This is a genomic window from Flavobacterium sp. J372 (assembly GCF_024699965.1).
Classification (GTDB): Bacteria; Bacteroidota; Bacteroidia; order Flavobacteriales; family Flavobacteriaceae; genus Flavobacterium.
The window spans coordinates 2,613,279-2,636,893 of sequence record NZ_JAJOMZ010000004.1; the positions used below are offsets into that span (position 1 = coordinate 2,613,279).

The following is a 23,615-nucleotide window of genomic DNA, read 5'->3' on the forward strand; positions in this document are numbered from 1 at the left end:
TTTACGGGCTCTTTGACATATTGAAAATTTTTAACCACATAGGCACATTAGCTAACTCATCTGCCGAGTGAAGCTAGTTCCCTGTCATTGACTATGTCGAACCACTGCGTTAGGTTTGCGAGGAGGCACGACGTGGCAATCTCGGGTTAGGGGGCTTCTATCTGCTTCGTGCCTCAGCAGGATACCGGCTCTATCGGGGCTATTGTTCTACTTTCGATTTTTCAATCAATATATGTAGATATTTAACATAATTATTATATTTTTGAAAAAAATCACCTTACATGAAATGGATTGAAAATTCAATTGATAAGTTAGTAATCAAATCAAATGGCGAAATTAAATCTCGTATCCATGAACTATGCTTTGATTTAGAAATTTCCGATTCGAAAGCAAAAGGTCATTGTTACTGTGTAAAATTAGACGGGCAAGGAAATCCTCGGACTAACGACCTGATTGAATTTGTTACAAATAAAATAGTTGACTACGCCTTACCTAAACAGGAAATTGATCAAGCACGAGAACTTTTCATTAATACAGGTTCAACCTCAAAAATTATTGAGTTGAAAAAGAAAGCCGTTGAATTATTTACTGACTTAGAGAAAACTGGTGAAGGTGGTGAAATATTATTATATGCACTAACACAAGAGTTTTTAGGCTATCCACAGATTATAAGTAAAATGTCTTTGAAAACATCTGGTAAATTACATTATCAGGGCGCTGATGGAATCCATGTCGGATATGATAAACATAATGATAGTTTATCACTTTACTGGGGGAATCAAAAATGTACAAGGATTTGAAAGATGGCCTTTCAGCTTGTCTAAAAAGTATAAATGGTTTTTTAATAGATTCCTATGGCCATAGTTCGACCCAAGAAAGAGATTTACAGTTAATCACATCAAATATTAAAAATAATATTAATGATGATGATTTGGAAAGGATGTTGGTTCGATATTTTGACAAAGATGACGATTTATCAAATAAATTAATCTATAAAGGAATTTGCTTTATCGGCTTTGATAGTGAAAATTATCCTCTTGGTCCAAAGCAAAAAACGCTAGAAGATTTAATTTCTGCATTTAATACTGAACATACTGATTGGCTCGCCGAAGTTAGTAAAACAATTAAAAAGCATACTAGTCTGGATCTTTTTGAAATACATTTCTTCTTAATACCTTTTCCCTCTGTTGAAAAATTTAGAGAACATTTTCTCGCGACTTTAAAAAAATGATAGAAGATAAAATTTACAGCCTCCAGAGTTTTCAGAGACAGTTTGAAGCTCTCGTAACTTTGTCTGTTTGTGATACTATTCAAAATCTTACTTGGCATATAGAAAAGAATGAACTTTTAAGTAAAATAGATTGGAATAACATGCTTTCTATTGCTAGTATCCTCAGCTACTCGAAAAAAAGTGAACATCTTGATGCAGCGTTGAGAATTGCACAGACATGTCTTACTCAGAAAACTAACGAAATTCAAAAAACGGCATCAGTCGTTATATTAGAGAATTTAACTAATAAACAGGCCTTAGGAACTAGCAGTTAGCAGGAATTTGATTAATGCAGATTATACTAAAAATCTACCTTTAAGTCTCAAGTTACAATCTACTAAAAATAGAATTGAAAATTCTGTATATATCAATGCTAAAGTACACCCATTAAATAGGTTTCAAAAAGAAGTATATCTTGCTTCTGAAAATAATGATACATTAAGCATTTCTGCTCCTACATCGGCTGGTAAATCTTTCATTCTATCATATATTCTATTAGAGCAATTATTAAATCATAAAGGTTCGACAATAGTCTATATAGTCCCCACCCGAGCACTTATAAGTCAGGTTGAATATGATTTGCGAAAATTATTAAAAGAAGAAAATCTTCCGAATGTAAATATCTCTACCGTACCACAGCACGAAGAAGGTTTCAACCAATCTAATATATTCGTTTTTACCCAAGAAAGGCTTCACTGGTTCCTTACAGAAAATCCTCTACGGATTGACTTGTTACTAGTCGATGAAGCGCAAAAAATTGATGATAGTAACCGCGGTATTCTCCTTCAGCAAAAAATTGAAGAGGTAGTTAAGCTTAACTCAAGTGTTAGAGTTTTCTTTTCTAGCCCTTTTACATCAAACCCGGAACTATTATTTGAAAATGTTAAAAATGACTCCTCTAAAGATGTTATTAATACTCAATTTGTCGCTGTAAATCAAAATCTAATTTACACAAGTCAAATACCCAGAAAACCTCAAAAGTGGAATCTCACTCTAGCTTTACTCGGACGAACAATTCAATTAGGCACTTTGGATTTAAAACATCGGCCTTCTTCTGAAGCTAAAAAAATAGCTCTGATTGCTGAATCTCATAACAGCAAAATGAACTTAATCTATTCAAATGGCGCGGCAGATGCAGAAAAGTATTCGTTGGTGCTATTTGATCTTTTACCAAAAATCGAAATTAGTCAACGGGTTAAAGACTTAATTAATTTGGTTAGAAAAACTGTACATCCCGATTATGCATTGGTAAAAGTTTTATCTAAAGGTATTGCTTTTCATTACGGTAATATGCCATTGTTAATACGACAAGAAATAGAAGCATTATTTAAAGAGGGTGATTTGAATTACCTAATTTGTACTTCTACATTGCTTGAAGGAGTCAACCTTCCTGCAAAGTCGATTTTCATAAGGAAACCAAAAAGAGGAAAAAATACTGATTTAAACGAGAACGACTTTTGGAATCTTGCAGGGAGAGCAGGTAGATGGGGTAAAGAGTTTAGTGGCAATATCATTTGTATTGAACCTACAAGCTGGAAGATAAAACCTAACCCAAATAAATCAAAACAAAAAATCAGTAGAGCAATTGACCTAATTGAGACAGACAAAGCCGATGAATTAGTGCAGTTTATCATTGATGGTAGTCCAAGAGAAATGGCAGAAACTCGACAAGATTTGGAATTTGCCTTTGGCTATTACTATAATAAATTTATAAATAATGAACTTGATTCAAATAATGACTTTCATAAAAAACTGGATAAGCTATTTAAAGTATTAAAAAATGAAATAACTATTCCAAATTATATACTTGTCAAAAATCCTGGAATATCACCGATAGCTCAACAACAGCTATTAAATTACTTTATAAAAAGGAAAGTTCAAATTGAGAATATGATTCCTGTTTATCCAGAAGATAGCAATAATTTAGATGAATATACAAAATTAGTAGAAAGAATTGGTGAAACGATATCCTTCTATCACCCTCAGCTTAGCAAATCCCGTGCAATCCTATTAATAAATTGGATGTCAGGTAAACCTTTATCTTATTTAATTAGGAAAAGCTTTGAATCCTATCAAAGAAATGAAAAATATAAAAATATAAAAAAAATTACCTGTAGTAATTCGTGAAACTATGGAGGATGTTGAAAACTTTGTGCGATTTAAGTTCGCCAAAGATTCAACCTGTTATATTGATATTCTAAGATTTTTTCTACAGTCTGAAGGAAAGTTTGATTTAGTGGAACAAATTCCACAACTAAATTTATGGCTTGAATTTGGTGTTTCACAAAAAACACAAGTATCACTCTTATCTTTAGGCTTAACAAGAAACACTGTTATTGAGTTGTCTGAATTCATAACAAATCCTGACATGACTAAGGATGAGGCTTTACAATGGATAAAAGAGAGCGATCTGAATAAACTAGGGCTATCATCAATTATCCTTAACGACATTTTTAAAATACTAATAACAACGTAACACAAAAAAAGCTCCCAGTTTCCGGAGAGCTTTTCTAATTATATAACTAAGGGGCTGCTTATGCAAGAGCCGCTACGTGCCTTGTAAGTTTTGACTTAAGGTTAGAAGCCTTGTTAGCGTGGATGATGTTTTTCTTCGCTAGCTTGTCGATCATAGAGATAACAGCAGAAAGTTTTTCAGTAGCTTCACCTTTCTCAGTAGCCATACGTATAGCCTTGATAGCATTACGTGTAGTCTTGTGCTGATACCTGTTCAATACCCTCTTCTTCTCGCTTGTCCTAATCCTTTTTAAAGCTGACTTATGATTTGCCATTTTCTTTTACTTAATCTTTTAATTTCTTTGTTGTAGTCCGTAGGGGAATCGAACCCCTGTTGCCAGAATGAAAATCTGAAGTCCTAACCCCTAGACGAACGGACCCGATTTCTTTTTTGAGTTCCCCCAGTTACCTGAAGTTTTGTTTTGTAGCCCGTAGGGGAATCGAACCCCTCTTGCCAGAATGAAAATCTGAAGTCCTAACCGATAGACGAACGGGCCATTTTGTTTCTCTAATGCGGATGCAAAAATACAACTATTTTTTATTCGCGCAATAGTTGAAACAAAAATTTTCAAATATTTTTAATACGCCTTTGCAAACAGCACGCGGCCTTTGCTCGGTGCGCCGGTAAGCACACAGTTTCCGGCCTCCTCTGCCCTGTCAAGCGCTATACAGCGGATGGTAGCCTTGGTAAGGCCCTTGATCTTTTCTTCGGTCTCAGTGGTGCCATCCCAATGTGCTGACACAAAGCCGGTTTTGTTCTCAAGCACATCCTTAAACTCATCCCAGCTGTTTACCTCGGTAATATGGCTGTCACGGAAGTTAAGCGCCTTCGTAAACATATTCTCCTGTATCTCCTCAAGCAATGCCTGCACATACTTCACTATTTCGCCCTTAAGCACCGTTTCTTTGGTAAGGGTATCGCGGCGGGCCACTTCAAAGGTACCGTTGGCAAGATCATTCGGCCCGATGGCAATACGCACCGGTACGCCCTTAAGCTCATATTCGTTGAATTTCCAGCCCGGTTTGTGGGTGGTACGGTCGTCATACTTCACAGAGATGCGGAGCTTACGCAGCTGCGTTACCAGCGTGTGCACCTCGGCGCTTATCTCGGCCAGCTGGTCATCACCCTTGTGTATCGGCACGATAACCACCTGTATCGGCGCCAGGTTCGGCGGAAGCACCAGGCCGTTGTCATCACTGTGTGTCATCACCAGCGCGCCCATAAGCCTTGTAGAAACACCCCACGAGGTAGCCCATACATAATCCTGCTTGCCTTCTTGGTTGGCAAATTTCACGTCGAATGCCTTCGCGAAGTTCTGCCCAAGGAAATGCGACGTACCCGCCTGCAGTGCCTTGCCATCCTGCATAAGAGCTTCGATGCAATACGTTTCCTCTGCCCCTGCAAAACGCTCGTTGGCCGTTTTCACGCCTTTCACAACAGGTATTGCCATAAAGTTCTCGGCGAAGTCGGCATATACGTTCATCATTTGTTCAGCCTCGGCAATCGCTTCCTGTTTGGTAGCGTGGGCGGTATGCCCCTCCTGCCACAGGAATTCTGCCGTACGAAGGAAAAGGCGCGTACGCATCTCCCAACGCACCACGTTTGCCCATTGGTTCACCAAAATAGGCAGGTCGCGGTACGACTGTATCCATTTACGGTAGGTATCCCATATAATAGTTTCAGACGTTGGCCTTACGATAAGTTCTTCCTCAAGCTTGGCATCAGGGTCAACCTCGATAGATTTTCCGTCTTCTGAAGTCTTTAAGCGATAGTGTGTAACAACGGCGCACTCTTTAGCAAAGCCATCAACATGGCTCGCCTCTTTACTGAAGTAGCTCTTGGGTATGAACAGCGGGAAGTAAGCATTCTGGTGTCCGGTCTCCTTAAACATACGGTCAAGCTCGGCCTGCATCTTTTCCCATATCGCATACCCGTAGGGCTTGATAACCATGCAACCGCGCACGCCGCTGTTTTCGGCAAGGTCGGCTTTTACCACCAGCTCATTATACCATTTTGAATAATCTTCACTCCGCTTGGTCAAATTCTTGCTCATACTTATATTTTTGGCACAAATATTGTTTTATCTTTATTGTATAAATCGTCAGGCAAAACTAACTATTTTATACGCTACATCAATAAAAAAATTTGCACTTTAGCCATGAAAACTTACTACTCCATCTTTAAACGGATATCCCTTTACAGCTTGTTGGGGCTTTTCGGCGTTGCTGCCACATCGTGCGGCTCGTACCAGAATACATCAGGTTATGATAATGACAGCATATACAACGGTACACAGCGCGATGCCAATGGCCAGCCTGTATACCAGTATAATGACGGAAACGTAGGCCGATACCGTGACGGCAATGTCGACGGCCAGAACATGAACTACCAGGCCTACTTTAAATCGCTGCAGACGCAATATCCTGCTACGGTTGATGTGCAGAATACCCCGAACGATACAGTGGTAGTAGTTGAAAACTATAACGCCAATGCCGGTTGGGGCGATGACCCTGATAATGTTACCATAAATGTTTACGACAACAACTGGGGCTGGGGCGGCGGCTGGTACGGTTGGGGCGGATATCCCGGATGGGGATGGAACTCCTGGTACGGCGGCGGCTGGGGCTGGGGCCTTGGCTATGGCTGGGGCGGCTGGTACGGCGGCTGGGGCTGGAACAACTGGGGTTGGGGCGGATGGAATAACTGGGGCTGGGGCCACGGCTACTACCCATACTACTATAACGGTGGCTACTATAACGGAGGATATCGCTATAACGGACGTAACGTAGCAGCCTACAACGGCACACGTTCCCAATACTACAATAATGCAGGTAGGCGTGCAAACTCTTACAGCACAGGTAGGGGGACAACTGTTAGCAACAACCGCAGGTTTAACAACAACGGGAATGCAGTGCGTACCCGTGGCGATGTGCAGTACAATAACTCACGCAATAATACTAATGGTGTGAGAGGTTACCAAAATTCGACTCGCAGCAATAGCAATATTAATTCACCTTCAAGGAGCAATAACACCTACTCTCCTACCAGGAGCACACCAATACGCAGCACGCCTACTATGAGCTCACCATCGCGTAGTTCAGGTGGCTTTGGCGGAGGCCGTTCCGGCGGCGGAGGCGGTGGTTCCCGCGGCGGCGGTGGCGGCGGCCGCAGAGGTTAAAACAGCTTTTCCATTTCGACGATAGGAGAAATCTCGCTAACAAATTATTAAATCTTGAAGTCGGGAAATCTCAGGTTATCACAAATAATTTGAGATTTTTCGACTTCACTTCGTTTCGCTCAAAATGGAAGCTTCTTTCTTTTACACAAATCACAATAAAACAACTATGAAAAGATATTTATTTTTTGCTTCGGCTTTGTTAGGAACTGCCGTTATGCAGGCGCAGGAAATGGTAACCCCGCTTGATGCTGTGCGCTATGGTGTTGACAATGTTACAGGCACGGCCCGCTTCAGGGCTATGAGCGGTGCATTTGGCGCTCTGGGCGGAGACATATCTGCAATGGGCGTGAATCCTGCCGGTATGGCAATCTTCAACTACAATACCGGTACAGCTTCGGTTACAAGCTATAATATGAGCAATAGTGCATCATATCTTGGTAACACCCGTAAAAAGAACGATAATGCTTTTGAAATCAACCAAATTGGTGGCGTATTTGTTTTCAACAGCATGAATCCTGAAGCCGTAATGAAGAAATTCACGCTTGGCTTCAACTATGAGAATACCGGTAATCTTGACAATAGCTTTTATGTACAGGGCACAAGCCCTAATAATAGCATAAGTGATTACTTTTTAAGCTATGCCAACGGAATAAGGCTCAGTACACTTCAAAACGCCTGGTTTGAAGACCTTAACTTTGCAGGGCAGCAGGCCTACCTGGGCTATAATGCTTACTTATTTGACCCTGCCGTTAATGCCCCTAACAATACAAGCTATATTGCTGCCGAAAATATCACTAACAGCAACAGGTATTACCAGGAGGCTGGCGTTTCATCAACAGGGTTTAACGGCAAGGTGAATTTAAACTTTGCAGCACAGCTTCAAAACTGGCTGTATCTTGGGCTTAACCTCAACGTGCACTTTACCGATTTCATAAAAAACACCAGTGTTTATGAGCGCTATAACGCCCCAACAAACTTAGGCCTGCAATCGGTTCGCTTTGATACCCAGCGGTATACTTACGGTGGCGGCTTTTCTATGAATGTTGGCGCCATTGCCAAAGTTACTGAAGAGTTCCGTGTAGGTTTGGCATACGAGTCGCCAACATGGTACAGCCTTCAGGATGAAGTAAGGCAGAGCATATCATCATTCTGCCCTGAATGTGACGGAACATCAACGAGCTATTTTACAACAGACCCGGCGTTTACTTTTATATTGCCGGATTATAGCCTGCGCACTCCCGGCAGATGGACGGGCAGTTTAGCGTATATCTTTGGAAAAAGCGGACTCATAAGCATTGACGGCTCAATAAGAGATTATGGCAATACCCGATACTCAACCGATAATTTCAGCGCTATAAATGCTGCGCTAAGTGATAACCTGGGTTATGCCGCAGAGATACGCATAGGCGGAGAATACCGCATTAAAGCATTCAGCCTGCGTGGCGGTTTCCGTTATGAACAGAGTCCGTATGAGGAGAATGTAGCTATGGGCGACCTTCGCGGTTATTCAGGAGGTTTGGGTTATACATTCGGAAATTCAAGAATTGATCTCGCCTACTCTTACTATAGCCGCTGGGTTACCAACAGCCTGCTTGACGGTAATGGTTTTGCCAACACCGCCCGCGTAAACACCGATAATAACAACGTAACGTTATCATACACTATAGACCTGTAATTTTCATCTTACTAGTACAGGTCATAAAAGCCATCTCACTTTTGAGGTGGCTTTTTTGGTATATTTGGTGGAAACAATCCTTACAATGAAAATACCCTATCTTCTAATAGTTACCGTAGTTCTCCTCACCGGATGCAAATCTGAAAAAAAAGATGCTTTTGAACTAGAAATTATTACAAAGGAACTTAATTCAGCAGATGTAAAGCGGGATAAGTATTTTGACTATGTGACATCAGACGAGCCCGCAGTTGAAGAATCACAATCTATCATACAATATAAGCTTACCAATAACACTGATAAAACATACTATTTTAATGTCGATAATTTTCGGCGCCTCAACTATGAACTTATCAGTATCAAACATGGATATTTAAAAATATATTCTGAAAACAATATTTATCAGGAACCTAAGCTAAGTATTCCTTCAATGGGTTTGACTAATAAAGATAGGGAAATGGAATATTTAAAATATAATACATATTATAATATGACGGACAGAAATTTTACAATTCATGCGGGTGAAACATTATATTTTGAGTGGTACCTTATCTTACCATTTGGTACACTCGACCATGGAATAGTTTATTCTGTCGATCTAGAGCCAAATAAAAAATATGAGGCTGAGATTTTGGTTAACAGCGATTCTGTTGGATATAAAAATTCCATTTCACGCAGCGATATAAAAACTATCAAACAAAATGGGTATGAAGTTTTCCACGGAACGATAAAGTCAAAAAATAAAATTCCACTAAGATTTAATAAGGTTAAAAATCCTCCTCTGAAAATAAATACATATACAGCGGGCTGAGCAGTATATCAAAGCCTTTCAATATTCTCCAGACAATAAGCAGCACGTTTAAGGATAGCTTCTTTTTGTCCTGCCTCCATCTTGTTCCATAGATTATATACCATTCGCAAACGTGGATGGTCCTGCAGCTTTTTGGCATTACGGTCGTGGAAATCCCAATACAGGCTGTTGAAAGGGCAGGCATTATCAGTTGTGCGTTCGGTGCGGTCGTAATAGCATCCCTCGCAGTAATTGCTCATTTTATGGATGTAGTTTGCGCTTGCCGTGTAGGGCTTAGAGCCTGTAATACCGCCATCAGCATATTGGCTCATGCCTCGTGTGTTGGTGATTTCGACCCATTCGATAGCGTCAATGTAAATTCCGAGATACCAAAAATCCACCTCTTCAGGCGCTATTCCCGCCAGCAGGGCAAAATTCCCGGTAACCATAAGGCGTTGTATATGGTGCGCATAAGCTGCTTCCAGTGACTGGCCAATGGCGTGCTTCAGGCAATTCATTTTTGTCTCGCCCGTCCAGTACCAATCCGGCAGCTTACGCTTGTGCCCAAAGAAATTCATTGATGCAAACGCCGGCATCTTCATCCAGTAGATACCACGCATATACTCGCGCCAGCCTAAAATCTGCCTCACGAAACCTTCCACCTGGTTAAGTTCGATGACCTTTTGTTTTTCTCCCAGGTTTCGGTAGCAGCTTCTATCACCTCTTTTGGAGAAATCATTTTACTATTCATAGCGAAGGATAGCCGTGAGTGATACAAATACCATTTATCGGTATGCATGGCATCCTGAAACGTACCGAAAAGCGGAAGGCAATTGTTTACAAAATAATCAAGTAACTCAAGTGACTGCTCCCTGCTTACCGGCCACGGAAAATCTTTTGGACTTATGCTTCCAATTGTCTTTACATTCGCTTTAGTGATTCTGTTGTATTGAGGAGTTACATCATTACTAAGCAATAGCGGTGGCAACGGCTTGTGGCTCTTTGGCAGCTTTTTACGATTCTCCTCGTCAAAATTCCATCGCCCTCCTTCCGGCTCTGCGCCTTTCATCAAAATACCGTGCTCTTTCCGCATGTGCCTGTAAAAGTTCTCCATAAGGATGAGTTTCTTGCCTTCGAAGAAATCTTTCACATCATCACGCTTGGTAAAAAAATGTTCGGTATCAAAAACTTTTGTGGCTATTGAAAGACTCTTTACATATTTTGCCAACGCTTCGTCAAGTCGATACTCATCCGGCAGCTGATATTCAAACTTTTCGATTCCGTACTCTTCAATCAGTGTGTTGCAGTTCTTTTCAAAACTTTGCAGGTTATCTTTATCATCAAGTTTAATGTATTTCACCTGATGCCCCACTGACTTCAAATGTTCAGCAAAGTCTTCCATAGCTGCAAAAAACGCACACGCCTTTTGTATATGGTGCCACACATAATCGGTCTCGCTACGAACTTCCATTAGCACATAGAGTACTGATTCGTCTTTCGACTGATACCATGAGTGGCTGCTGTTTAGCTGGTCGCCCAAAATAAGCCGTAACGTCTTGTATTTCTTTTTCATTCGTGCAATGCTGCTACTATATTGCAAGATAGGGCATATTACTTTTTGAGTATAGCTGCCTAACAAAGATTTAAACTTTGTGGAACGTGCGCGACTTTAACATGCTTCTACCTTACAATTTCGAGCGCTTATGTTTTTGATCCCGATAAAAACCGTAATTTTGCACTCCAATTTTAAGTGAATGAGAACCAAGTCTTTAAAGAAAAATAAGATCAATGTGGTTACCCTCGGGTGCAGCAAGAACGTGTATGACAGTGAAGTGCTTATGGGCCAGCTGCGTGCCAGCGGCAAAGATGTGACACACGAAGCCCCGGCACACGAAGAAGGTAACATCATCGTGATAAACACATGCGGTTTTATTGACAATGCAAAGGAAGAATCTGTGAACATGATACTGAATTATGTTGACAAGAAAGAACAGGGACTGGTTGACAAGGTTTTTGTAACAGGATGCCTGAGTGAGCGTTACAAACCGGACCTGATTAAAGAGATTCCGGATGTGGACCAGTATTTCGGCACTACTGAGTTGCCCCTTTTGCTTAAGGCTTTGGGCGCTGATTATCGCCACGAGCTGCTTGGCGAGCGCCTGACCACTACTCCTAAAAATTACGCATATTTAAAGATATCTGAAGGGTGTGACCGCCCGTGCAGCTTCTGTGCCATACCGCTTATGCGCGGGAATCACGTTTCTCAGCCTATTGAAAAACTGGTGAAAGAAGCTGAAGGCCTTGCTAAAAATGGCGTAAAAGAACTGATACTTATTGCGCAGGACCTTACCTATTACGGACTCGACCTATATAAAAAACGTAATCTTGCCGAACTGCTTGAAAACCTTGTAAAGGTGGAGGGCATTGAGTGGATACGACTTCACTATGCTTTTCCTTCAGGTTTTCCGATGGATGTGCTGGATCTTATGAACCGCGAACCTAAGATTTGCAATTACCTTGACATTCCGCTACAACACATAAGCGACAGCGTACTGAAGTCAATGCGCCGTGGTACTACCCAGGAGAAGACAACCCGACTGCTGAAAGAATTCAGGCAGGCGGTGCCGAACATGGCGATACGTACCACGCTTATCGTAGGCTATCCGGGTGAAACGGAAGAAGACTTCCAAATACTGAAAAACTGGGTGGAGGAAATGCGTTTTGAGCGTTTGGGATGTTTTGCCTATTCACACGAAGAAAACACACACGCTTACAGCCTTGTTGACGATGTGCCTGCCGAAGTGAAGCAACAACGCGCTAATGAAATCATGGAAATACAGTCGCAAATTTCATGGGAACAAAACCAGGAGAAAATTGGTAAGACATTTAAGTGTATTATCGACAGGAAAGAAGGTTCGCACTTTGTGGGCCGTACTGAGTTTGACAGTCCGGATGTTGATAATGAAGTACTGATTGACGCGACGAACATCTATCTGAAGACAGGCGAATTTGTAAACATAACAATCACCGATGCTACTGAGTTCGATTTATACGGACTCCCGGAAACAGTAGCAGCATTGCAGGAACAATATTTAGAAGGCCAGGAATAACCTGGCTTTTTTATTACAACACCAATAAACCGTAATCGCGTAATGTGTTTATTGGCTTACTATACCAGAATGGCTCAAAATCTTCACCGGTAGCATCTTCGAAGCTTTGCTTAGCTGTGGCGAAAGTCATAACTGTGGCTGATGCTTCCTGTAAAAATTGCACAAGCCATTCACCTTCCGGCTGGCTTACCTGAATCGAGAAGCTTTCTTTTTTGTCGTGGAAGGTGAGCACTGTATTTTCAAAGGTGCGCCCTTTTTTAGTTTTGGTGATGTGTGAAATTGACGGCTTCCCTCCCAGCCATACTATTTTTGCTGTAGGTTTTATGCTGAAGTTATTCTCATCCTGAAGGACATTGTAGATATAGTCTTCAGGAATTTTAGTGCGTGGCACTTTAAAATCAAACCACTCCTGTAAAGGATAGTCAAAACACAGCCCGTGCATAAAATTGAATAGTGACTTTTTCAGTCCGTAGCTAAACTTATCGTGATTTGCTCCGATGCTGTCAATATGCACGATATCGTTATTGGCAAAACTGCCTATGATATCACTTTCTTTAACAACGCTGAACTTTTCCGGCTCTAAACCAACAGGGCTGTGTGCCGTCATGGCAAACTGGTGCCAGAAACCGCTCTGCAATATACCGGCCTCAAACATCTGGCGAACCATCTCGAGTGAGTCAATAGTTTCCTGCGCGGTTTGTGTCGGAAACCCATACATCAGGTAGGCATGTACCATGATACCCGCTTCGGTAAAGTTGCGGGTCACACGGGCCACCTGTGCCACAGTAACGCCTTTTTGAATCAGGTCAAGCAAACGGTCACTTGCCACTTCAAGCCCTCCGCTCACAGCGATGCAGCCTGAAGCCTTCAGCAGTTTACATAAGTCGGCCGTAAAGCTTTTTTCAAAGCGGATGTTTGTCCACCAGGTTACGGCAATCTTCCGTCGGATAATTTCCAACGCCAATTCCCGCATCAATGCAGGCGGTGCGGCTTCATCCACAAAATGAAAACCATTCTGGCCTGTTTGCGCTATGAGCTCTTCCATTCTGTCGACCAGCAATTTTGCGGCAACGGGTTCGTACACCTTTATATAATCAAGCGAAATGTCGCAAAACGTGCATTTACCCCAATAGCAGCCGTGTGCCATTGTAAGCTTGTTCCAGCGGCCATCGCTCCACATGCGGTGCATCGGGTTTACAACTTCAATTACTGAAATATAGGTATCAAGGGGCAGGTCACTATAGTCAGGCGTGCCTACCTCTGCCTGCTTATAATCCCTGCAACCGGAATTATCAATATATGCTACTTTCTCATCAATGAGTGTGAAAGTCCGCTTCAGTTGTGAAATGTCACGCTTGCCGTCAAGGTGCTCAATCAGACATTCAATCGGGGCCTCACCATCGTCAAGCGTGATAAAATCAAAGAATTCCATTACCCGTGCATCGGTAAGCGAGCGCAGTTCCGTATTCGGAAAACCGCCGCCCATTGCGATTTTTATATTCGGGAAATGCTGTTTGATAAACTGCGCGCTTCGGAAAGCTGCATACAGATTCCCGGGGAATGGAACCGAAAAACAAACCAGTTGTGGTTCGACATCGAGCAGTCGCTCGTGCAATATCCCGACAAGCAGTCTGTCAATATAAGTGAACTGCTGTTGCAGGCTGTCATACAATTCATCAAACGAGTTAGCCGAACGCCCCAACCTCTCAGCATATCGTGAGAAGCCAAAATGCGGGTCGACACACTCTACAATCAGGTCGCTAATATCCTCAAGGTACAGCGTAGCCAAATGCTTGGCCTTATCCTGGTTACCCATGGTACCGAAAGCCCAATCGAGTTCTTCCAACTGTGCAAACCGAGATGCCTCGGGCAGAAAATCTTCACTGCAAATGAGGTGCGCCAGCGTAGGGTTCTTCCCTTGCAGGAACAGCATTACCTGATCAATGGTTTTGAGGTACTCTTCGCGGAGGGCTATGATGCGTTGGGCATTTTCTGAGAGTTGGGCAGCCTCTCCCCCGGCCCCTCTCCCAAGGAGAGGGGAGCCTGACTCAACTTCATTAAAAAGATCCGTCAGTCCTTTCTTTGAAAACAGCTTTGCTATCACCTCAATACCAAGATCGGCCTGGTAAGACGGTATGCTCTTGGTGTTGAGGAAGCCCTTCAGGTAGGCCGTGGCCGGGTATGGCGTATTGAGTTGTGTGAAGGGCGGCGTTATTAAGAAAGCTTTGGTTTTCAAACGGCAATGATTGTGGTGCAAATTTAGGGGATAATTTCGAATTTATGCTTAACGAATCTAGGGTGTGCAGTATTGTAATTTTCGCTAATTTTGTACAAAACAAACTACAATGCCATCAGACTAAAGCACATTAAAATTGAACTTACCAAAATATCAGCTTAAAGCAGAAAATTCATTAATTTTATTTGAGTTTACGAGTGAAGGAAACAAAGGTAGTATCCCTAAGATTATAAAGTTTAGCGAGACACATTTAAAAGATTTCTATAATCTGGGCTTTGGGGATAAAGATATTGAGACAGGTGACGTTGATGATTTGGCGATTTCAAATAATGGAGACAGCGAGAAAGTTTTAGCAACAGTTGTTTCGGCAGTTTATGCTTTTACAGACAGATATCGTGATGCATGGATATATGCGACAGGAAGTACAGCGTCAAGAACAAGGCTATATCGCATCGGAATTTCAAAGCATTACGATGAAGCTGCAAAACATTTTGAAATTTATGGATTATTGAATGATGAATGGGTTAAGTTTGAAAAAGGAATAGAATTTGATGCTTTTCTAATTAAAAGAAAATAACCATGAAAACAATTGACGACCTAAATAACAGAAAGACACCTATTGTTACTATCGACAATGGCTTAGAAGTTCTGAAAGACAAACCACTCTTTCAGAATAAGGTTGACAAAGCGAATGAAACTCTTAAGAAAGCCGGTTTACCAAAATTAAAAAAAGCAATATAATACAAGGCTTTTCCCTAATTTTGTACAAAACAAACTACAATGCCATCAGACTGTATCACGTACCAGAGTTCAGGATATTTTACCCCGCTAATTGTTGACTACCTGAACCAAAAAGATACGCTGAAGCCGCTGTACAACCGCATTCCTACCCTTGAGAATTTCAAGGCACAGCTTGAGGAAAAGCAGAAGAACTACGACCATACTTTCCGCAGCAAGCTGGCCGATGAACTGGAACTGCAATACAAAAGCCTGGATACATCTGCAAAAACAAAGCAAAACATTGCAGCGCTTTGGGAAGATAATACCTACACAATAACCACCGGCCACCAATTAAACCTTTTTACTGGTCCGCTATATTTTCTTTATAAGATTGTCTCAACCATAAACCTGACGAAACAACTGAAGGTTGCCTACCCTGCCTACAATTTTGTACCTGTATATTGGATGGCGACCGAGGACCATGACTTCGAAGAAATTAATTACTTCAACTTCAGGGATAAAAAGATAAAATGGACGCGCGAAAGTGCAGGCCCGGTTGGGCGATTATCAACTAGCGGACTCAATGCGGTACTTGAAGTCTTAAAAAAGAGCTCGGCGCAGGCGATAATGCCGCCTGGCTGGTACAGCTGTTTACAGACGCTTATCTGAAGCACGATAACCTCGCTGATGCAACGCGCTATATCGCGAATCACCTTTTTGCTGAGGAAGGGCTTGTGATCGTTGATGCTGATACTCCAGCGCTGAAGAAGCTGTTCATTCCACACATAAAGGAAGAGCTGTTACACCAGACATCGCACCACAAAGTTGCAGAAACGGCAGAGCACCTTAAAGGTTACAACATACAGGTCAACCCGCGTGACATCAACCTGTTTTATATAGAAGATAACCTTCGAGAACGTATTATATTACAGGATGGCAGGTATTATGTAAACAATACGGAGATGTCATTCAGCGAAAGTGAAATACTGGAATTGGTGGAATCAAATCCCGAGCGCTTCAGCCCGAATGTAATTATGCGCCCGCTGTACCAGGAAGTGATATTGCCCAACTTATGCTATATTGGCGGCGGTGGCGAGATTGCCTACTGGCTGGAACTAAAAAGCTACTTTGATTCGGCACGCATAACATTCCCTATGTTGCTGATACGTAACTCCGTACTGTTGGCAACCGAAAAGCAGGCATCCAAAGCTGATAAGCTTAACCTTACATGGACCGACATGTTCTCAAAACAACATGAGCTAATCAATAAAAAAATTGCGGTTTATTCTGAATTAAATCTTGATTTTTCAGAGCAAAAACAACACTTAACTGAGCAATTCGACAAACTGGAAAAGATTGCTGAACAGACAGATAAATCTTTTAAAGGCGCTGTACAGGCACAAAAAGAAAAGCAGTTGAAAGGACTTGAGAATCTGGAAAAACGTCTGCTTAAAGCTGAAAAACGCCGCCATGCTGACGAACTGGAGCGAATAACTACACTACAGAACGAACTCTTCCCAAACCAAAGCCTGCAGGAGCGCAAAGCTAATTTCTCTGAATTCTATTTAGATTATGATGGTAAGCTTTTACACGAATTGTTTGCTAAGTTAAAACCTCTTGAGCAGGAATTTAGCGTGATTGTGCTTTAGCTTAAAAATCCTTATTGATTTATTAATATTCATTAAGATAAAAGCCTTACTTTTGCGCAAAATTTAAAAAAGACAATGGCAACAAACAGGACTTTTACAATGATCAAGCCGGACGCTGTTGAGGCGGGTAACATCGGCGGTATTCTATCAATGATAACTGAAGCTGGTTTCAGGATTGTTTCACTTAAGCTTACACAGCTTACAAAAGCTGATGCTGAGAAATTTTATGCAGTGCACAGCGCAAGGCCTTTCTACGGTGAACTTGTTGAGTTTATGTCTCGTGGCCCTATCGTAGCTGCTATCCTTGAAAAAGAAAATGCAGTTGAGGAGTTCCGTACACTTATCGGCGCGACAAACCCTGCTGATGCTGCTGAAGGTACCATCCGTAAGAAATATGCAAAATCTGTTGGTGAGAACGCCGTACACGGTTCAGACAGCGATGAGAACGCTGCAATCGAAAGCGCTTTCCACTTCGCAGGAAGAGAGCAGTTCTAATTACTGCCTTATATAAAAACAAGAAGCCGCTCTGATGAGTGGCTTTTTTGTTACCATCGACATTTCGACGGCTCGATCTTTCGACTTTAAGACTTTTGACTTTACAACTTTCAACTTTTTGCTATCTCAGCACCACATCCCTTACCACTTCCCTGCCGAGTTCCTCATTTATCATTGTCACGATTTTTGCCCTGCCATAACTCAGTTCTTCACGTAAAACTGCCGATGTAAGCTGCACATAAAGCGTCCCGTTCTTCAGCATGATTTCGTTCGTGTAATTGTTCACGCCGGGACCCATAAGGTTTTTCCACGCATCGCGTACGTTTACAGCATCCATGCCTTTTTGGAGGTTGTTTGCCTCAATAAAGCCCTTCAGCACGTCGCTTATTGGTTCGCTGTCATTGGTACGTTTAGCCATTATTCTTTTATGCTAAAAGGTTTAAAACGCTTATAGTGGTACACCATGCCGTGGTCATTCTTCAATACAAGTTCATCTTCATCAAGTTCAACTATCCGTTCTTTCCATGTGGCATAGTCGGTTTTGTAATTGATATATGTCCCGGTATCTTCATCAGAAACGTTTATCTTCTCGTCAGAACTCCCCGTACGGTAAGACCCATCAAGCTGTGGCATCACTTTTTTCCGGAAGCCTTTATTATCTTTTATTTCAAAATAATCAACTGTGGAATTGACCGCATATTCTTTAGTTTCACCATCAGGCATTTCAGCTTTCTCAATTTCCCAGTAGCCGTTAAGGTGAGTCAATTCAGCTTCATCAATTTTGCCGGAACATGCGCTTACAACTATAGCAATTGCCAGAAATAAAAATCGTTTCATGTCACAAATTTAATGAATATTGACAAACGAATATTTTAGGAGCAGGATTAAACTTTTTGATACATTTACAGTCATAGGTTAAACCGCTAAAACCATGAAATCTACACTTTTGCTTTTATTGACAATATCTCTTTTCTCATGTTCATCTGACAGCGATACGGCAAATGATAACACAAATCTTCCTGCTGAGGCCATGTACTTTCCTCCCAATGGGTCTGATTCCTGGGAAACCAAGACTGCAGCTTCATTAGGTTGGGATGAATCACAAATTCAGCCGCTGTTAACCTACCTTGAACAAAAACACACAAAATCGTTTATCATACTTGTAAACGGACGTATTGTAATGGAAAATTACTTTAACGGTCACTCTGCCACAACACCGTGGTACTGGGCAAGTGCGGGCAAAACGCTTACGGCAACTGTCACCGGAATCGCTGAGCAGGAAGGGATACTTGATATAAATGATAAAGTTTCGGATTACTTGGGTACAGGCTGGACAAGCGCTCCGTTAGCAAAAGAAAATCTCATTACAAACCGGCACCTGCTTACCATGACTTCAGGCCTGAATGATGCTTTGGGTGATGATGTATCGCCTGCAAACCTACAGTATGTAGCTGATGCCGGCACGCGCTGGGCTTACCATAATGTATATGTAAAGCTACAGGATATTGTTGCAGAAGCGTCAAACCAGACATGGACAAATTATTTCAACTCCCGCCTGCGCGATAAGCTGGGGATGACAGGAACCTGGTTTAACAGCGGTGAAGATTTGAGCGTGTATGCCAGCAACACCCGAAGCATGGCACGTTTCGGACTGATGATACTTAATAAGGGAAAGTGGCACAATGACCAGATTATTAATGAGGCGTATGTTAACCAAATGACAAACACAAGCCAGGATACGAACAAAGCCTACGGCTATTTGTGGTGGCTTAATGGCAAGGCCAGCTTCCGTCTGCCGCAAAGCCAGCTGCAATTTAATGGCAGTATTATCCCGACGGGGCCAAATGATATGTTTATGGCTTTAGGCAAGAATGACCAGAAGATTTATGTAATCCCTTCTAAAAAGATGGTTGTAATCAGGATGGGTGATGCTGCTGACGGCAGTAATGTTGCATTGTCTGATTTTGATGAAGTGCTTTGGGAAAAGATAAGTGCAGTGATTGACTTATAAAGGCAGGTAATACCTGCCTTTATATACTATTTAAAGAACGAGTCCACAAACTCAAACTTGTTGAAAACCTGAAGGTCTTCTATGCCTTCGCCTACTCCGATGTATTTCACAGGAATCTGGAACTGGTCTGATATCCCAATCACAACGCCACCTTTTGCTGTACCGTCAAGTTTGGTAACAGCCAGGCAAGAAACTTCTGTCGCGGCTGTAAACTGCTTAGCCTGCTCAAAAGCATTTTGCCCGGTAGAACCATCAAGCACCAGCAATACATCATGAGGAGCATCATCAATAACCTTTTGCATCACACGCTTTACTTTGGTAAGCTCGTTCATAAGGTTCACTTTATTGTGAAGGCGTCCTGCTGTGTCAATGATAACAACATCTGCATTTTGGCTTACAGCGCTTTGCAAGGTATCAAAAGCTACTGAAGCAGGGTCACTACCCATCTGTTGGCGAACTATCGGCACATCTACCCTATCAGCCCAGATCTGCAACTGGTCAATAGCAGCAGCCCGAAACGTATCTGCAGCGCCCAGGACAACTTTAAGGCCTTTCTTTTTAAACTGATAAGCCAGCTTTCCTATAGTAGTAGTCTTGCCCACACCATTAACACCAACCACCATTATTACATACGGCTTTTTGTTTGCCGGAATTTCAAAGTCGGTTGCCTCACCTGTATTGGTTTCAGAAAGAAGGCCTGCAATTTCATCACGCAGAATCTGGTTCAGCTCATCTGTGCCGAGGTATTTGTCACGCGAAACACGCTCTTCAATACGCTCTATAACTTTAAGGGTAGTGTTTACACCAACATCACTTGAGACAAGTATTTCCTCAAGGTTGTCAAGCACCTCATCATCTACTTTTGATTTGCCTGCAACAGCTTTGGATAGTTTTGAGAAAAACGAAGTCTTAGATTTTTCAAGGCCTTTATCAAGCGTTTCTTTCTTTTCAGAAGAGAATATTTTTTTAAAGAAATTCATGGTGGTGTATCGGTCTGTTTTGCGCGGTAAATATAAAATAAAAAAGCCGCTTCCGAAAGAAAGCAGCTTTTATATATAATGTACGGATAAATTATTTCTTCTTAAGAAAGTTATCCACTTCTTCAGGAGTCATTACGCTTTCAACAAAAGTGTAAGCGCCTGTTTTTGGCGACTTAACCATTTTGATAGCCTTTGTTAACCTCTTTGAAGCTGTCTGTAACGATGCTACGGTTTTCTTTGCCATGACTAATAATTATTTAATTTCTTTGTGAACAGTTACACGCTTCAAAACAGGGTTGAATTTTTTTATCTCTAACCTGTCAGGAGTATTCTTTTTATTTTTTGTAGTGATGTACCTTGAAGTACCCGGAACACCTGATGCTTTATGCTCAGTACATTCTAAAATTACCTGGATTCTGTTGCCTTTCTTTGCCATCTCTCTGTATATTATTTATGCGGTAAGAGGATTATTTTATAAACCCGTTTGCCTTTGCCTCTTTAAGAACAGCAGCAATACCATTTTTGTTAATAGTCTTGATGGTAGACGCTGCTACCCTAAGCGTAATCCACCTGTCTTCTTCAGGAAGGTAAAAACGCTTCTTCACTAAGTTTACACTAAATTTTCTTTTAGTCTTGTTCATAGCGTGGGAAACATTATTTCCAACCATCGCTTTCTTACCTGTAAGGGCACAAACTCTTGACATTATCTTATCGCTTTATTTCGTTATTCAAAATCAGGGTGCAAAGAAAGTAAAAAAAAACGTATCACACAAATACTATCAATCACTTTTTTAAAATTTCTTTATAAATCATTTCCAGCGCTTTATTTATTGCCCTGTCAATTACTTTTTCGCGGGGCTGACCAAAGTCAAAATGCTCAATATTAACTCCCGCAGGGGTAGCTATAGCAATGTACACCGTACCTGCTTCGGCATTGCTGCCAATATCTTTAGAAGGCCCTGCATTACCGGTTGTTGCTATTGCATAGTCTGTGCCGAATATACGCTTGGCATTCACTGCCATACTTTCAGCAACTTCCGCACTAACCACAGTGTGTTTATCAATCAAATCCTGAGGGACACCCAACAGGTTTGTTTTTGATTCTGCTTTATAAGTAACCACCCCGCCTTTAAAATATGCTGATGCGCCAGGGACTGAAGTAATCGCTTTGGCAACACCACCCCCCGTACAGCTTTCGGCAGCTGAAACCGTCAGCCCTTTTTCCGCTAAAAAACGCCCCACAACTACTTCCAGCATCTCGCCTTCGTCATAACCAACAATAATATCACCTATAATTTCTGCAAGCTTTACAGTCTCTTCCTGCAGCGCATTTTTCAATATTTCTTCATCAGTGCCGCGTGCACTCATACGCAGCCTTACCCTTCCCGGAGCCGGAAGATAGGCAAGCTTAATAAAGCCTGGCAGGTTATTTTCCCAGTCTTCAATCAGTTCAGCTATATGGCTTTCACCCTGCCCATAGGTTAAAATAGTTTTGTGAAGGATGAACGGACGCTTAAATTTCTCAGCAAGCCTCGGGATAACTTCATCCTGCATGATGCCTTTCATTTCGTAAGGTACTCCCGGAAGTGAAATGTAAACTGTATTACCTTTCTCCACCCACATGCCCGGTGCAGTGCCGGCATTATTAAACAGCACTGTACATTTTGAAGGTACAAGCGCCTGGTCCTTATTCATTTGGGAAGCAGGGCGTTTCATAACCTTTTCAATCAAGTGTACAACGTGCTCCAGCACATGCTCATTCACAACAAGGCTGTCATCAAAATATTCGCAGAAGGTCTTTTTAGTGATATCATCTTTTGTTGGGCCAAGGCCACCTGTTACAATCACAACGTCAACCTTATTCTGCAATGAAGCAAACGTTGAAAGGATATGCTGCTTATCATCGCTTATTGAAAGCATCTCGTGTACGCCGATTCCAATTTTATCTAATGCTGATGCTATATATGCCGAATTGGTATCTACAATCTGCCCTATTAATATTTCATCGCCAATAGTTACAACTGCTGCTTTCATTACATATTATAGTCTTTCTTAAGCTCTTTCAGCGTATCTTCCACGCGCTGCTTCAGGGTTTTTACCACTTCTTTAATTTCTTTTTTCTTGCCCACCGCACGTGTCCACGCTTCTATGGTAAGTATATCTTCATAAGCAAGGTCCATACCCAGCAGGTCAAACGTGGGTTTCATTTTATGTGCCGCCTGGTATACTTCTTTGTGATCTTTCTCTTTCATGGCGCGTTTCAGGCGCTTCACTTCCACAGGCACTTCTTCAAGAAAAAGCGCAACAATCTGCTCTGCAAATTCAGGGTCATTGTCTGACATCGCATAGACTTTGCTTAAGTTATAGGTAAGTGCCATTATTTAACCTGTATCCTGAATAGTTTTTTTCCTTCAATGCTTCCTTCCAGCACATCGCCCTCTTTCACTGCGGCCACACCTTTAGGAGTACCTGTAAAGATGATGTCGCCCGTGCGCAATGTAAAATATTGCGAGGCATACGCCACTAGTTCATCAATCTTCCACAACATAAGCGATGTGTTGCCTTGCTGCACTACTTCACCATTGTTAGTTAGCTCAAAGTTAATATTTTGCAAATCAGCAAACTCAGTTTTCGGAAGAAAATCCCCTACCACAGCCGAACCGTCAAAAGCCTTCGCTTTTTCCCACGGCAGGCCTTTATCCTTAAGCTTTGCCTGAACGTCGCGTGCTGTAAAATCTATACCCAGCCCTATCTCATCATAGTATTTGTGTGCGAATTTAGCGTCGATATACTTGCCGACTTTATTTATCTTCACCAGTACTTCCACTTCATGATGAACGTCATTGCTGAATTCAGGTATAACAAATGGAAATTGCTTTTGTACCACCGCAGTATCAGGCTTCATAAAGATAACCGGCTCATCAGGGCGCTCGTTCTCGAGTTCTTTTATATGGTCTGCATAGTTGCGTCCAATGCAAATTATTTTCAT

General features: G+C 41.8%; 25 protein-coding genes, 2 tRNA genes and 2 pseudogenes. 13 read left to right on the forward strand and 16 right to left on the reverse strand.

Translation table 11 applies throughout. The features are described 5' to 3' along the window. Positions 1 to 281: 281 nt before the first annotated feature. The 4 genes and pseudogenes from LRS05_RS12990 (at position 282) to LRS05_RS13005 (ending at position 3,746) form a co-directional block, all read left to right on the forward strand. Positions 282 to 1,231 (forward strand): annotated as a pseudogene (locus LRS05_RS12990) (DUF1837 domain-containing protein). Next, positions 1,228 to 1,545, forward strand: a complete 318-nt coding sequence (locus LRS05_RS12995) for a hypothetical protein (protein WP_257868715.1) — start codon at positions 1,228 to 1,230, stop codon at positions 1,543 to 1,545. The pseudogene LRS05_RS12990 and the gene LRS05_RS12995 overlap by 4 nt, the downstream one beginning before the upstream one ends. Positions 1,546 to 1,552: 7 nt before the next feature. After that, positions 1,553 to 3,397, forward strand: a complete 1,845-nt coding sequence (locus LRS05_RS13000; protein WP_257868716.1) for a DEAD/DEAH box helicase — start codon at positions 1,553 to 1,555, stop codon at positions 3,395 to 3,397. A gap of 4 nt (positions 3,398 to 3,401) precedes the next feature. Beyond that, entirely contained in the window at positions 3,402 to 3,746 is a 345-nt protein-coding gene (locus LRS05_RS13005; protein WP_257868717.1) for a hypothetical protein, read from the forward strand. A 58-nt stretch (positions 3,747 to 3,804) separates the two neighbouring features. Here LRS05_RS13005 and rpsT read toward each other — a convergent pair whose 3' ends face one another. The 4 genes from rpsT to proS form a co-directional block, all read right to left on the reverse strand. Next, on the reverse strand, positions 3,805 to 4,059 hold the full coding sequence (gene rpsT / locus LRS05_RS13010) for a 30S ribosomal protein S20 (protein ID WP_257868718.1): 255 nt from the start codon (positions 4,057 to 4,059) through the stop codon (positions 3,805 to 3,807). A 33-nt stretch (positions 4,060 to 4,092) separates the two neighbouring features. Further along, a tRNA-Glu gene (locus LRS05_RS13015) sits at positions 4,093 to 4,164 on the reverse strand. Positions 4,165 to 4,209: 45 nt separating this feature from the next. Then, positions 4,210 to 4,281, reverse strand: a tRNA-Glu gene (locus tag LRS05_RS13020). An 81-nt stretch (positions 4,282 to 4,362) separates the two neighbouring features. Beyond that, on the reverse strand, positions 4,363 to 5,838 hold the full coding sequence (gene proS, locus LRS05_RS13025) for a proline--tRNA ligase (protein ID WP_257868719.1): 1,476 nt from the start codon (positions 5,836 to 5,838) through the stop codon (positions 4,363 to 4,365). Between the two features lie 105 nt (positions 5,839 to 5,943). On the opposite strand from proS, the gene LRS05_RS13030 reads away from it, so the two are divergent. From LRS05_RS13030 to LRS05_RS13040, 3 genes are all read left to right on the forward strand, one after another. Next, positions 5,944 to 6,963 carry a hypothetical protein gene (locus LRS05_RS13030; protein WP_257868720.1) on the forward strand — a complete coding sequence of 340 codons (1,020 nt, stop codon included), beginning with the start codon at positions 5,944 to 5,946 and terminating at the stop codon, positions 6,961 to 6,963. A 166-nt stretch (positions 6,964 to 7,129) separates the two neighbouring features. Further along, positions 7,130 to 8,638 (forward strand): OmpP1/FadL family transporter, encoded by a 1,509-nt coding sequence (locus LRS05_RS13035; RefSeq protein WP_257868721.1) that lies wholly within the window; start codon positions 7,130 to 7,132, stop codon positions 8,636 to 8,638. A gap of 85 nt (positions 8,639 to 8,723) precedes the next feature. Beyond that, complete coding sequence (locus LRS05_RS13040; protein ID WP_257868722.1) at positions 8,724 to 9,446, forward strand: hypothetical protein; 723 nt, start codon at positions 8,724 to 8,726, stop codon at positions 9,444 to 9,446. Positions 9,447 to 9,454: 8 nt separating this feature from the next. On the opposite strand, the gene LRS05_RS17360 is transcribed toward LRS05_RS13040, so the two are convergent. Together LRS05_RS17360 and LRS05_RS17365 are read right to left on the reverse strand one after the other, a co-directional pair. Continuing rightward, positions 9,455 to 10,075 (reverse strand): hypothetical protein, encoded by a 621-nt coding sequence (locus LRS05_RS17360; protein WP_308224927.1) that lies wholly within the window; start codon positions 10,073 to 10,075, stop codon positions 9,455 to 9,457. Beyond that, positions 10,072 to 10,998 (reverse strand): cryptochrome/photolyase family protein, encoded by a 927-nt coding sequence (locus tag LRS05_RS17365; RefSeq protein ID WP_308224929.1) that lies wholly within the window; start codon positions 10,996 to 10,998, stop codon positions 10,072 to 10,074. The genes LRS05_RS17360 and LRS05_RS17365 overlap by 4 nt, the downstream gene beginning before the upstream one ends. Before the next feature lie 181 nt (positions 10,999 to 11,179). Here LRS05_RS17365 and rimO point away from each other — a divergent pair, with 181 nt between their 5' ends. Next, positions 11,180 to 12,535: a 30S ribosomal protein S12 methylthiotransferase RimO gene (gene rimO / locus LRS05_RS13050; RefSeq protein ID WP_257868723.1), complete on the forward strand. Its 1,356-nt coding sequence runs from the start codon at positions 11,180 to 11,182 to the stop codon at positions 12,533 to 12,535. Positions 12,536 to 12,548: 13 nt separating this feature from the next. Here the strand turns inward: rimO and LRS05_RS13055 are convergent, their stop codons facing one another. After that, positions 12,549 to 14,771, reverse strand: coding sequence for a radical SAM protein (locus LRS05_RS13055; protein WP_257868724.1), 2,223 nt, complete (start codon positions 14,769 to 14,771; stop codon positions 12,549 to 12,551). A 136-nt stretch (positions 14,772 to 14,907) separates the two neighbouring features. Here LRS05_RS13055 and LRS05_RS13060 point away from each other — a divergent pair, with 136 nt between their 5' ends. From LRS05_RS13060 to LRS05_RS13075, 4 genes and pseudogenes are all read left to right on the forward strand, one after another. Then, positions 14,908 to 15,348: a hypothetical protein gene (locus LRS05_RS13060; RefSeq protein WP_257868725.1), complete on the forward strand. Its 441-nt coding sequence runs from the start codon at positions 14,908 to 14,910 to the stop codon at positions 15,346 to 15,348. Positions 15,349 to 15,350: 2 nt separating this feature from the next. Continuing rightward, positions 15,351 to 15,512, forward strand: a complete 162-nt coding sequence (locus tag LRS05_RS13065; RefSeq protein WP_257868726.1) for a hypothetical protein — start codon at positions 15,351 to 15,353, stop codon at positions 15,510 to 15,512. Between the two features lie 39 nt (positions 15,513 to 15,551). Continuing rightward, positions 15,552 to 17,140 (forward strand): annotated as a pseudogene (gene bshC / locus LRS05_RS13070) (bacillithiol biosynthesis cysteine-adding enzyme BshC). A gap of 75 nt (positions 17,141 to 17,215) precedes the next feature. Further along, the gene (locus LRS05_RS13075) at positions 17,216 to 17,635 is read left to right on the forward strand and encodes a nucleoside-diphosphate kinase (RefSeq protein WP_257868727.1); all 420 of its coding nucleotides are present in this window, start codon (positions 17,216 to 17,218) and stop codon (positions 17,633 to 17,635) included. A 121-nt stretch (positions 17,636 to 17,756) separates the two neighbouring features. Here the strand turns inward: LRS05_RS13075 and LRS05_RS13080 are convergent, their stop codons facing one another. Beyond that, positions 17,757 to 18,053 carry a DUF721 domain-containing protein gene (locus tag LRS05_RS13080; protein ID WP_257868728.1) on the reverse strand — a complete coding sequence of 99 codons (297 nt, stop codon included), beginning with the start codon at positions 18,051 to 18,053 and terminating at the stop codon, positions 17,757 to 17,759. After that, the gene (locus LRS05_RS13085; RefSeq protein WP_257868729.1) at positions 18,053 to 18,472 is read right to left on the reverse strand and encodes a lipocalin family protein; all 420 of its coding nucleotides are present in this window, start codon (positions 18,470 to 18,472) and stop codon (positions 18,053 to 18,055) included. The genes LRS05_RS13080 and LRS05_RS13085 overlap by 1 nt, the downstream gene beginning before the upstream one ends. A 94-nt stretch (positions 18,473 to 18,566) precedes the next feature. On the opposite strand from LRS05_RS13085, the gene LRS05_RS13090 reads away from it, so the two are divergent. Then, on the forward strand, positions 18,567 to 19,646 hold the full coding sequence (locus tag LRS05_RS13090; RefSeq protein WP_257868730.1) for a serine hydrolase: 1,080 nt from the start codon (positions 18,567 to 18,569) through the stop codon (positions 19,644 to 19,646). A gap of 26 nt (positions 19,647 to 19,672) precedes the next feature. Here LRS05_RS13090 and ftsY read toward each other — a convergent pair whose 3' ends face one another. The 7 genes from ftsY to LRS05_RS13125 all read right to left on the reverse strand — a co-directional run bounded on the left by ftsY (position 19,673) and on the right by LRS05_RS13125 (position 23,615). After that, positions 19,673 to 20,626 carry a signal recognition particle-docking protein FtsY gene (ftsY, locus tag LRS05_RS13095; RefSeq protein ID WP_257868731.1) on the reverse strand — a complete coding sequence of 318 codons (954 nt, stop codon included), beginning with the start codon at positions 20,624 to 20,626 and terminating at the stop codon, positions 19,673 to 19,675. Positions 20,627 to 20,717: 91 nt separating this feature from the next. Beyond that, positions 20,718 to 20,870: a DUF4295 domain-containing protein gene (locus LRS05_RS13100; protein WP_257868732.1), complete on the reverse strand. Its 153-nt coding sequence runs from the start codon at positions 20,868 to 20,870 to the stop codon at positions 20,718 to 20,720. A 9-nt stretch (positions 20,871 to 20,879) separates the two neighbouring features. Further along, positions 20,880 to 21,062, reverse strand: a complete 183-nt coding sequence (gene rpmG / locus LRS05_RS13105; protein ID WP_035132451.1) for a 50S ribosomal protein L33 — start codon at positions 21,060 to 21,062, stop codon at positions 20,880 to 20,882. Between the two features lie 31 nt (positions 21,063 to 21,093). Then, positions 21,094 to 21,330 (reverse strand): 50S ribosomal protein L28, encoded by a 237-nt coding sequence (gene rpmB / locus LRS05_RS13110; RefSeq protein WP_054409746.1) that lies wholly within the window; start codon positions 21,328 to 21,330, stop codon positions 21,094 to 21,096. A 79-nt stretch (positions 21,331 to 21,409) separates the two neighbouring features. Continuing rightward, entirely contained in the window at positions 21,410 to 22,660 is a 1,251-nt protein-coding gene (locus LRS05_RS13115) for a CinA family nicotinamide mononucleotide deamidase-related protein (RefSeq protein ID WP_257868733.1), read from the reverse strand. Next, positions 22,660 to 22,968 carry an Hpt domain-containing protein gene (locus tag LRS05_RS13120; RefSeq protein WP_308224931.1) on the reverse strand — a complete coding sequence of 103 codons (309 nt, stop codon included), beginning with the start codon at positions 22,966 to 22,968 and terminating at the stop codon, positions 22,660 to 22,662. Before LRS05_RS13120 ends, LRS05_RS13115 begins: the two co-directional genes overlap by 1 nt. 35 nt (positions 22,969 to 23,003) lie before the next feature. After that, on the reverse strand, positions 23,004 to 23,615 hold the full coding sequence (locus LRS05_RS13125) for a fumarylacetoacetate hydrolase family protein (RefSeq protein WP_257868735.1): 612 nt from the start codon (positions 23,613 to 23,615) through the stop codon (positions 23,004 to 23,006).